The following is a 9,414-nucleotide window of genomic DNA, read 5'->3' as shown; positions in this document are numbered from 1 at the left end:
GCGGATCTAGCGGGCCACCGAAGAGCCCCCGGCATCGCGGCGCCGGGGGCTTTTCGCTGTGCGCCCGCTAGCTTGCCCGTCCCGGCGGTACCGCCTGCTCGCGGGTGAATCCGGCCGGACAGAAGTCGACCTCCCAATGCTTTACCCCGTTAAGCCACCCGGACCGCAGTCTGTCGGGCTCACCTGCCGACGCGAGGTCGGGCATGTGGTCGGCGATCGCGTTGAACATGAGGTTGATGGTCATGCGTGCCAGGTTGGCCCCGACGCAGTGGTGCTCTCCATTGCCCCCGAATCCCACGTGCGGGTTGGGGTTTCGCATGATATTGAAAGAGAACGGATCTTCGAAGACCTCTTCGTCGAAGTTCGCGCTGCGGTACATCATGACCACGCGCTGCCCCTTCGTGATCCGCACGCCACCAAGCTCGGTGTCCTCCAGTGCGGTCCGCTGAAACGAGGTTACCGGCGTCGCCCAGCGCACGATCTCGTCGGCGGCCGACTCTGGCCGCTCCCTCTTGTACAGCTCCCACTGATCCGGAAACTGGGTAAAGGCGTGCATGCCGTGAGTGATCGAGTTTCGAGTGGTCTCATTGCCGGCCACCGCCAAAAGCATGACAAAGAAACCGAATTCGTCATCGGATAGTTTCTGACCATCGATATCGGCGTTGATCAGATCGGTACAGATATCAGGACCAGGCTCCACGGCCTTGCGTGCCGCGACGCCCATCGCGTACATCAGAAGTTCCGCGCTGGCGATCGCGCTATCGTCCTCACCATCGGAGGATCCCACGAGCCGATTGGACCAGTCAAAGAGCTGCTCACGTTCGTCCAGGGGCGTCCCCATCAAACCCGCGATGGCCTGTAGCGGAAGCTCACAGGCCACCTGCTCCACGAAGTCGCCATGCCGCATCTGCGCCGCCGCCTTCGCGATGCCCTGCGCCCGGGTGTTGAGATCGTCGCGCAGCCGGTTCACCGCCCGCGGCGTAAACCCGCGGCTGATGATGTGCCGCAACCTACTGTGCCGGGGCGGATCCATGTTGAGCATGATCAAACGCGTCGCATCGATCCGCTCGCGTGGAGTGGTCGGCAGATAGCGCGGTATCGCGGTGTTCTGCTCACTGGAGAACACGTCGCACCGAAGCGAGATCTCCTTGACATCTTTGTGTTTGGACACCACCCAGAAGCCATCATCATCGAACCCAGCAACCCCGCGCTCCGTGTGATTCCACCAGATCGGTTCGGTATGCCGCAGTTCGGCGAGCTCACCCTCCGGGATCCCCCGCACAAAAAGATCAGGATCCGTGAAGTCGATGCCGTCCGGCAAGTGGGGATGTTGGGCCTGTACCACGCTGTACCTCCCGGCCTGTGACGCATTTCACTAATGGCTCTAGTGGCAGTGAAGCACAGAAATCGGCCCCGGGACAAGGGGGCGCAGCGGAAAAACCGCAGATCTATAACGTGTTCTAGGTGCGCGACAGCTTAGGGACGAAGATCGCCCTGATGTGATGGATCCGGGGATCATCCGCCGGAATTTTGAACGTCTCGTCCACTTTCGCGACGACGCGCCACCCGGCGACCTTGGCCTTGGTTTCGATGATGAAACTCGCGACGACATTCTCCCCCTCGACACGGAACTGCCGGTTCGAGGCGGCCGCGATAAGGCGGAACTGCGGACCGTTGTTCAGGCTGCGCCGCAAGTGATCTCCGGAGAATCCGGTCTTGACACCCTGCTCGATCCGCACACATTCCGGAGCGAACGGCACCGCGTCCGCCTGATGTGTGACGAGGGCTTCGATGTATGCATTCGCTGCGGCAATACGCACTTCGTCTGAGGCTCCAGGTGTTGACACCCTCGTAGCATAGGGCCATGTCTGACGGTCTTCCCGCGAGCGGCTCATCCGCGAATGCACCCGCCCAGTTGAACTCCGAGTTCGCCGGCAAGCTCATCAAGTGGATGACCACAGTCAACGTCTGGCTGTACCAGAGGACCGACGGCCGTCTCGGCGGAAAGTGGCGTGTAGGTGCGGCTTTCCCGTGGGGCATACCGGTGCTGCTGCTGACCACCACCGGCCGCAAGACCGGGCAGAAGCGACTGAGCGCGCTGCTCTATCTACCCGATGGAGACAAGGTTGTCCTGGTCGCATCGCAGGGCGGACGTGATGCCAACCCGGCGTGGTACCTCAACCTGAAGGCGAATTCTGAAGTCACCGTTCAGATCAAGGGCGATATCCGAGCGATGACGGCGCACACCGCCACCGATGAGGAGCGCGCGCACTACTGGCCCAAGCTGGTCGAGCTGTACGCGGACTTCGACAAGTACCAGTCGTACACGACCCGCAAGATCCCCGTCGTCGTCCTGGAGCGGGCGCCGGCTTAGGACTGGCTGCCGTATACCGGGACCGGGGTGCGCGCCTTGCCGAGTAGCTCGGTGACCACTGGTCCCAATTCACTTGGGTCCCAACGAGCTCCCTTATCCACCTGCGGGCCGTGCGCCCAGCCTTCGGCGACGCGAATGACGCCCGCTTCGACCTCGAACACCTTTCCCGTGACATCGCGAGCCTCCGGACTGCCCAGCCACACCACCAGCGGCGAGACGTTCTCCGGCGCCATCGCGTCGAACGCGCCGTCCTCGGGCTTCGCCATGGTCTCGGCGAAGACCGCCTCGGTCATCCGGGTGCGCGCTGCCGGAGCAATGGCGTTGACGGTGATGCCGTAGCGGCCCATCTCGGCGGCGGCCTGCAGGGTCAAGGTGGCGATACCGGCCTTGGCCGCGGCGTAGTTCCCTTGCCCGACACTGCCTTGCAGCCCGGCGGCGGAACTGGTGTTGATGATGCGCGCGTCCACCGCGTTTCCGGCCTTGAACTCATCGCGCCAATACGCGGCGGCGTGGCGCAAAGGCGCGAAGTGTCCCTTGAGATGCACGCGGATCACCGCGTCCCACTCCTCCTCGCTCATGTTGGCGAGCATCCGGTCGCGCAGGAAACCGGCGTTGTTGACCAGGACATCCAGGCGGCCAAAAGAATTGACTGCGGTGTCAATCAGATTCTTGGCGCCGTTCCAGTCGGCGACATCGTCACCATTGGTCACGGCCTCGCCACCCGCGGCCTTGATCTCCTCGACGACTTCCTGGGCCGGGCTGGTGCCTGCCGATCCGTCCAGGCCCACACCGATGTCGTTGACGACCACGCGTGCACCCTCGGCGGCGAACGCCAGCGCGTGCGCACGTCCGATACCGCGGCCCGCACCGGTGATGATGACGACCCGACCGTCGAGCAAACCTGGCATGTTCTATTCCTTTTCGCCGTTCTCATTGCTGTTGACATTGGCGGCGTCGAGGAACGCGGGGCGCTCCCCTCCACCGTGCACCGTGAGGACCGCACCGGTCACATAGGAAGACAGGGGTGAGGCAAGAAATGCTGCGGTCCAGCCGATCTCGTCGGGATTGGCAAGACGACCCAGCGGCACCGTCGCACCGACCGAGGCGATCCCGTCTTCGTCGCCGTAATGCATTTCCGAGAGCTCGGTGCGGATCATCCCGGCGGCCAGTGCGTTCACCCGCACCTTGGGCGCCCATTCCACGGCCAGGCTCCGGGTCAGACTCTCCAGTCCGGCCTTGGCCGCGCCGTACGCGGCAGTGCCCGGCGAGGGTCGGCTTGCGCTCACGCTGGTGATGTTGACGATGGTGCCGCCGTCGTCCTGGCGCTGCATCACGGCATTGGCGCGCTGCGAGACGAGCAGTGCGGAGAGCAAGTTCAGTTCGATGATCTTGCGGTGAAAGTTGTGACTCGCGTCGGCGGCCAGCGCGAAGGGGGCACCGCCGGCGTTGTTCACGACAGCATCCAGGCGCCCGTGCCCGGACACGATGGCGCTGATGAGCGCGTCCACCGACTGTTCGTCGCGGACATCGCAGGGATGAAATTCGTAGGGGGTCTCACCAGGGCGGCGTGCGCAGGTAATCACCGTCGCACCGAGCTCGTCGAACACCCGGCTGATACCGGCGCCGACGCCGCGGACACCTCCGGTGACCAGCACGACGCGGCCCTCAAGGCCGAGTTCGTAAGGGGTTCGCACGTGACTCCTTGCCATGTTCCTACTGTTTGTCCTGCGCTTTCGAGCCATGGTAGCGTACCAAGCAAGTGCTTGTTTCGGTACCTTGAGGAGTCTCATGGGCATCATCACCGCGACGGTTGAACCGGGCATCGTCACCGTCACCGTCGACTATCCGAAGGTCAACGCCATCCCCTCGCGTGGATGGTTTGAACTGGCCGACGCCATCTTGGCCGCGGGCAATGACCCGTCCACCCACGTGGTGATCCTGCGGGCCGAGGGCCGCGGGTTCAACGCGGGCGCCGACATCAAGGAGATGCAAGCCACCCAAGCGGAGGGCAAGGGCTACACCGCGCTGATCGACACCAATCGCGGCTGTTTCGAGGCCTTCAGCGCGGTGTACCGCTGCAAGGTGCCCGTCATCGCCGCCGTCAACGGCTTCTGCCTCGGCGGCGGGATCGGCCTGGTGGGCAACGCCGATGTGATCGTCGCCTCCGACGATGCGGTGTTCAGCGTGCCCGAGGTAGATCGCGGCGCGCTCGGCACCGCCACTCATCTGCAGCGACTGGTCCCCCAGCATGTCATGCGCCGGATGTTCTACACGGCAGCCAAGATCGACGCAAAGACCTTGCACCACTACGGATCCATCCACGAGGTGGTGCCACGCGAGGAGCTCGACGAAGCCGCGCTACGCGTGGCACGTGACATCGCTGCCAAGGACACCCGCGTGATCCGGGCCGCCAAGGAAGCCATCAACTTCATCGACCCACAGGACGTCGAGTCGAGCTATCGCATGGAACAGGGCTTTACATTCGAGCTCAATCTGGCGGGTGTCGCCGACGAGCACCGTGACGCATTCGTCGAGACCGGAAAGCCGAAGGGACAGTAGCCGATGAGCCGCTTGCGCGAAGAGGAGAAAATATGAGCGACAAACGATCTTCACTCGACGAGGCCGTCGCCGAGCTGCGCAGCGGCATGACCATCGGCCTCGGGGGCTGGGGTTCACGCCGCAAGCCGATGGCCTTCGTGCGCGCGATTCTGCGTTCGGACATCAAGGATTTGACGGTCGTTACCTACGGCGGACCGGACTTGGGCCTGCTGTGTTCTGCGGGCAAGGTGAAGAAGGCCTACTACGGCTTCGTCTCCCTGGATTCACCGCCGTTCTATGACCCGTGGTTCGCCAAGGCGCGCACCACCGGCGCGATCGAGTCCCGTGAGATGGATGAGGGCATGGTCAAGTGCGGTCTGGAAGCTGCCGCCGCCCGGCTGCCGTTCCTGCCCATCCGGGCCGGGCTGGGATCCGACGTCATGAACTTCTGGGGCGACGAACTCAAGACCGTCACGTCGCCGTACGCGGACTCGTCGGGAAACGCGGAAACCCTGGTCGCGATGCCCGCACTGAACCTTGACGCCGCGTTCGTGCATCTGAATCTGGGTGACGCCACCGGAAACGCCGCCTACACCGGCGTCGACCCATACTTCGACGACCTGTACTGCCTGGCCGCCGAGCGCCGCTACCTTTCGGTGGAGAAGATCGTCTCCACCGAGGAACTGGTGAAAACCGTTCCTCTGCAATCTCTTCTGCTGAACCGCATGATGGTCGACAAGGTGGTCGAGGCACCCGGTGGCGCGCACTTCACCATCGGAGCAGCCGATTACGGCCGTGACGAGAAGTTCCAGAGGCACTACGCCGAGGCCGCGGGCGATCCAGAAACCTGGCAGAAGTTCGTCGACACATACCTATCCGGTTCCGAAGAGGACTACCAGGCAGCCGTCAAGCGCTTTAAGGAGCAGCAGGCATGAGTGAGGCAACCCGCGCCGAGGTATGCGCCGTCGCATGCGCCGAGTTGTTCAGGGACGCAGGTGAGATCATGGCCTCCGCGATGTCGACGATGTCCACCGTCGGTGCCCGGCTGGCCCGCCTGACCTTCTCCCCCGACCTGGTGCTCTCCGATGGCGAGGCCGTCCTGATGGCCGAGACACCGGCGATTGGCGGCACCTCTCCCATCGAGGGATGGATGCCGTTCCGCAAGGTGTTCGATGTGGTGGCCTCGGGCCGCCGCCATGTTGTCATGGGTGCCAACCAGATTGACCGCTACGGCAATCAGAACCTCTCGGCGTTCGGGCCGCTGCAACAACCCACCCGGCAGATGTTCGGTGTGCGCGGTGCCCCGGGAAACACCATCAACCACGCCACCTCGTATTGGGTGGGTAACCACTCGGCGCGGGTCTTCGGCAACTCCGTCGACATCGTGTCCGGCGTCGGCTACGACAAGGCCGACCCCGCGAACCCTGCCTTCAAGTACCTGAACGTGTTCCGGGTGATCACGAACCTGGGTGTGTTCGACTTCAACGGACCCAACCACGAGATGCAAGCGCTGACTCTGCACCCCGGGGTCTCGGCCGAGGACGTCGCATCCAACACCAGCTTCGAGGTGCACGGTCTGGCCGACGCCGGCCAGACCCGGGTACCCACCGAGGAAGAGTTGCGGATCATCCGCGAGGTGATTGATCCGAAGTCATTCCGGGACAAGGAAGTCAAGGCGTGAGCGCGCCGGTCCTCAAGACGCCGCTGACCGAGCTGGTCGGCATCGATCATCCCGTCGTGCAGACAGGCATGGGCTGGGTGGCGGGACCGCGCCTGGTCGCCGCCACCTCCAACGCCGGCGGCCTGGGCATTCTCGCCTCGGCGACCATGACGCTGGAGGAACTGGTCGCGGCGGTCGCGAAGACGAAGTCGCTGACCGACAAGCCGTTCGGTGTGAACATTCGCGCCGATGCCGGTGATGCCACTGAGCGCATCGAGCTGCTCATCCGCGAGAAGATCAAGGTGGCCTCGTTTGCGCTGGCGCCCAAGCAGGATCTGATCGCCAAGCTGAAAGACAATGGCGTGGTGGTGGTTCCGTCTATCGGGGCGGCCAAGCATGCCAAGAAGGTCGCGGCCTGGGGCGCCGACGCGGTGATCGTGCAGGGTGGCGAGGGCGGTGGACACACCGGTCCGGTCGCGACAACCCTGCTACTCCCCTCTGTGCTCGACGCGGTCAAGGACACCGGAATGCCGGTCATCGCCGCCGGCGGCTTCTTCGACGGGCGTGGCCTCGCGGCGGCGCTGTCCTACGGCGCGGCCGGCGTGGCCATGGGTACCCGATTCCTGCTGACCGCCGACAGCACGGTGCCGGATGCGGTCAAGGAGCGCTACCTGGCCTCGGCTCTCGACGGCACCGTGGTGTCGACCCGCGTCGATGGCATGCCGCACCGGGTATTGCGTACCGAGCTGGTTGAGAAGCTCGAAAGCGGTTCGCGGGTACGCGGTTTCAGTGCCGCGATTCTGAACGCGGCCAAATTCAAGAAGATGACGGGCATGACCTGGCGATCCATGATCAAGGACGGCATGGCGATGCGCCATGGCAAGGAGCTCACCTGGTCACAGGTGCTCATGGCGGCGAATACCCCGATGCTGCTGAAAGCCGGACTCGTCGAAGGGAACACCGGCGCCGGGGTTCTCGCCTCGGGTCAGGTCGCGGGCATCCTCGATGACCTGCCGAGCTGCCAGGAGCTGATCGACGCGATCGTCTCCGAAGCCGTCGCTCACCTCACGGCAGCGAACGCCGCCATTATCTAGGCGCCGAGTGGGAATCTCACGAGGCGAATCGACCTAAATCCCTCGCAAGATTCCCACTCGACAGAGCTGTTCGAAACGCTTCGTCGACCCGAGCCACGATCGTGCCTGCGCGATGCTGAAGCATCTCGGATGTCACTCGAATGATGGTCCAGCCTTCCGCTGAGAGTCCGGCCGAGCGATCGACATCGCGAGAACGCTGATGCGGGTCTGTCCAATGCTGTGCGCCATCAAACTCGACTCCGAGCTTGAGGTCCTCCCATCCCATATCGACCCTTGCGACAAACTCTCCATAACGCGTATACACACGGATCTGACTCTGCGGCTTGGGAAATCCTGACCTTACGAGAAGCAGCCGGGTGCGAGTTTCTTGCGGTGACTCCGCTCCACCGTCAACCAATTCCAGCGCCTTACCAAGCGTCACCAACCCCCTGGCTCCAGGATGCGCGGCCGCCACCTTCTGAATCTCCGCAAGGCTGACACCGGTAGCCGCAATCAGTGCATCCAATCGTTGAACGGCGGTATCGAGCCGCAACCAACGTCCCAGGTCAAATGCCGTGCGCGCTGCCGAGGTGGCTGCAACGCCATCAATGCGATCAACCTCATTGCTTAACAATGACTCCCGGTGCACCCTCAGCCCGGTCGGGGCTTTGTGGTTGCGATAGATCAACTCCGCGTCGGCCGCACGATCGACCCACTTCGACCCGAGAAGTGCTGACGCGGACAACCCCGCGACCACCCCGCTCCGCTGCGACCACAGCCACGCGGCCTGTGCCTGCTGAATCGCCGTCACGCTCGATCCGCGGGGTATGTACACGGACGGATAGATCTGTTCGTACCGACTTCGGAGTAGGTGCTCGGTCACAACTCCGGCAGCGATTGCCTCGGTTGACCGGAATGGCCACGGAACCTCCCCCACAGCGGGAGCATCTCACCGCCCACCGACAAAATCCGAGTGGGAATCTCACGAGGAAACCGACCAAAACACCTCGGCACATTCCCACTCGACCGCAAGGATAGAGACAGGTGATTCACAGCCTGCGGGAGAACGCTGGTCGTATGACCTTCCGAAAGTTCACCTTCTCGACAGCTGCCTGTTGTTTGGCGGCGGGAGCGGCCATCATGCTTGCCCCGCTCGCCGCCGCCGATAACGACCAGCCGTCGGTCCCCAACCACGGCATTCAGACCCCGAAACAGGGCTCCATGGAGCTACCGACAGATCGCGGTCGCGATCACGTATTACGGCAAGACCAATCCGTGGGCGGTGCAGACCCCGGCGTCCCGTACGGAACCGATCCCTATGTCCCGGACCATGCCACCGATATCGGTGGAGCCGATCCCTCCACTCCGCTGGGCACCGATCCGGATGTGCCCTACGGAACGTGGGCTCAGAACTAGTCGCCCGGTAGAGCAGGCCCCGGTAAAGGTGGAGGGGCCTGCTCCGGGATCCCGGAGTCGGGTGGCTGCGACCGAATGAACTCCGCAGCCCCCGGGCTATTGAACATGCCCGTGTTGTCCCGCTTACTCAACCAATCCCAGGCCTGGCCCATCCACATCGGGTCTTGCGGCAGGTCAGACATCTGCGGATTGAAGGGCAAACTGCCGCCCGGCAATCCAGGAATGCTGCACACCTCCGGTGGACACGGCTCGGCCGATGCAGGGGCAGCGCCCGTGATGACACCCAGCGTCATCGCGGCCGCGCCGATCAGGATTCCAGCTCGCATTCCCTGAGGCTACGCCTCGACCATTCG

Annotated in this window: 12 protein-coding genes; 6 read left to right on the top strand and 6 right to left on the bottom strand. The window is 63.7% G+C overall.

The window, feature by feature from the left end:
- Positions 1-67: 67 nt before the first annotated feature.
- Both B4394_RS24945 and B4394_RS24940 read right to left on the bottom strand, forming a co-directional pair.
- On the bottom strand, positions 68-1,345 hold the full coding sequence (locus B4394_RS24945) for a cytochrome P450 (RefSeq protein ID WP_078316560.1): 1,278 nt from the start codon (positions 1,343-1,345) through the stop codon (positions 68-70).
- 115 nt (positions 1,346-1,460) lie between these two features.
- Positions 1,461-1,847, bottom strand: a complete 387-nt coding sequence (locus tag B4394_RS24940; protein ID WP_078313178.1) for a DUF8021 domain-containing protein — start codon at positions 1,845-1,847, stop codon at positions 1,461-1,463.
- Between the two features lie 17 nt (positions 1,848-1,864).
- Between B4394_RS24940 and B4394_RS24935 the strand changes: the two genes are divergently transcribed.
- The gene (locus B4394_RS24935) at positions 1,865-2,374 is read left to right on the top strand and encodes a nitroreductase family deazaflavin-dependent oxidoreductase (protein ID WP_078313179.1); all 510 of its coding nucleotides are present in this window, start codon (positions 1,865-1,867) and stop codon (positions 2,372-2,374) included.
- Here the strand turns inward: B4394_RS24935 and B4394_RS24930 are convergent.
- Both B4394_RS24930 and B4394_RS24925 read right to left on the bottom strand, forming a co-directional pair.
- A complete protein-coding gene (locus B4394_RS24930; RefSeq protein WP_078313180.1) occupies positions 2,371-3,282 on the bottom strand; it encodes an SDR family oxidoreductase in 912 nt (303 codons plus the stop codon). The genes B4394_RS24935 and B4394_RS24930 overlap by 4 nt on opposite strands.
- A 3-nt stretch (positions 3,283-3,285) precedes the next feature.
- Positions 3,286-4,068 (bottom strand): SDR family oxidoreductase, encoded by a 783-nt coding sequence (locus B4394_RS24925; RefSeq protein ID WP_078313181.1) that lies wholly within the window; start codon positions 4,066-4,068, stop codon positions 3,286-3,288.
- 94 nt (positions 4,069-4,162) lie between these two features.
- Here B4394_RS24925 and B4394_RS24920 point away from each other — a divergent pair, with 94 nt between their 5' ends.
- The 4 genes from B4394_RS24920 to ipdC are packed head-to-tail and all read left to right on the top strand — an operon-like array spanning position 4,163 to position 7,666.
- Positions 4,163-4,933, top strand: a complete 771-nt coding sequence (locus tag B4394_RS24920; RefSeq protein WP_078313182.1) for an enoyl-CoA hydratase family protein — start codon at positions 4,163-4,165, stop codon at positions 4,931-4,933.
- 32 nt (positions 4,934-4,965) lie between these two features.
- Positions 4,966-5,847 (top strand): cholesterol ring-cleaving hydrolase subunit IpdA, encoded by an 882-nt coding sequence (gene ipdA / locus B4394_RS24915; RefSeq protein ID WP_078313183.1) that lies wholly within the window; start codon positions 4,966-4,968, stop codon positions 5,845-5,847.
- On the top strand, positions 5,844-6,593 hold the full coding sequence (locus B4394_RS24910) for a CoA-transferase subunit beta (RefSeq protein WP_078313184.1): 750 nt from the start codon (positions 5,844-5,846) through the stop codon (positions 6,591-6,593). Before ipdA ends, B4394_RS24910 begins: the two co-directional genes overlap by 4 nt.
- Positions 6,590-7,666 (top strand): (3aS,4S,5R,7aS)-5-hydroxy-7a-methyl-1-oxo-octahydro-1H-indene-4-carboxyl-CoA dehydrogenase, encoded by a 1,077-nt coding sequence (gene ipdC / locus B4394_RS24905; protein WP_078316559.1) that lies wholly within the window; start codon positions 6,590-6,592, stop codon positions 7,664-7,666. The genes B4394_RS24910 and ipdC overlap by 4 nt, the downstream gene beginning before the upstream one ends.
- A 16-nt stretch (positions 7,667-7,682) precedes the next feature.
- Here ipdC and B4394_RS24900 read toward each other — a convergent pair whose 3' ends face one another.
- Positions 7,683-8,582 carry an endonuclease domain-containing protein gene (locus B4394_RS24900; protein ID WP_078313186.1) on the bottom strand — a complete coding sequence of 300 codons (900 nt, stop codon included), beginning with the start codon at positions 8,580-8,582 and terminating at the stop codon, positions 7,683-7,685.
- A gap of 140 nt (positions 8,583-8,722) precedes the next feature.
- Between B4394_RS24900 and B4394_RS24895 the strand changes: the two genes are divergently transcribed.
- Positions 8,723-9,061 (top strand): hypothetical protein, encoded by a 339-nt coding sequence (locus B4394_RS24895; RefSeq protein ID WP_078313187.1) that lies wholly within the window; start codon positions 8,723-8,725, stop codon positions 9,059-9,061.
- On the opposite strand, the gene B4394_RS24890 is transcribed toward B4394_RS24895, so the two are convergent.
- The gene (locus B4394_RS24890) at positions 9,058-9,387 is read right to left on the bottom strand and encodes a hypothetical protein (RefSeq protein WP_286142488.1); all 330 of its coding nucleotides are present in this window, start codon (positions 9,385-9,387) and stop codon (positions 9,058-9,060) included. The genes B4394_RS24895 and B4394_RS24890 overlap by 4 nt on opposite strands.
- Positions 9,388-9,414: the final 27 nt, after the last annotated feature.

This window comes from Mycobacterium sp. D16Q16 (assembly GCF_002013745.1).
In the GTDB taxonomy this organism is placed as follows: Bacteria; Actinomycetota; Actinomycetes; order Mycobacteriales; family Mycobacteriaceae; genus Mycobacterium.
Note: the sequence above shows the minus strand (reverse complement) of the source record. Positions and strands in the feature narration are given on the sequence as shown.

Coding starts and splice junctions, on each gene's coding strand:
- B4394_RS24935 (WP_078313179.1), top strand. CDS start 1,865: ATGTCTGACGGTCTTCCCGCGAGCGGCTCATCCGCGAATGCACCCGCC.
- B4394_RS24920 (WP_078313182.1), top strand. CDS start 4,163: ATGGGCATCATCACCGCGACGGTTGAACCGGGCATCGTCACCGTCACC.
- B4394_RS24890 (WP_286142488.1), bottom strand. CDS start 9,387: ATGCGAGCTGGAATCCTGATCGGCGCGGCCGCGATGACGCTGGGTGTC.
- B4394_RS24910 (WP_078313184.1), top strand. CDS start 5,844: ATGAGTGAGGCAACCCGCGCCGAGGTATGCGCCGTCGCATGCGCCGAG.
- ipdA (WP_078313183.1), top strand. CDS start 4,966: ATGAGCGACAAACGATCTTCACTCGACGAGGCCGTCGCCGAGCTGCGC.
- B4394_RS24895 (WP_078313187.1), top strand. CDS start 8,723: ATGACCTTCCGAAAGTTCACCTTCTCGACAGCTGCCTGTTGTTTGGCG.
- B4394_RS24930 (WP_078313180.1), bottom strand. CDS start 3,282: ATGCCAGGTTTGCTCGACGGTCGGGTCGTCATCATCACCGGTGCGGGC.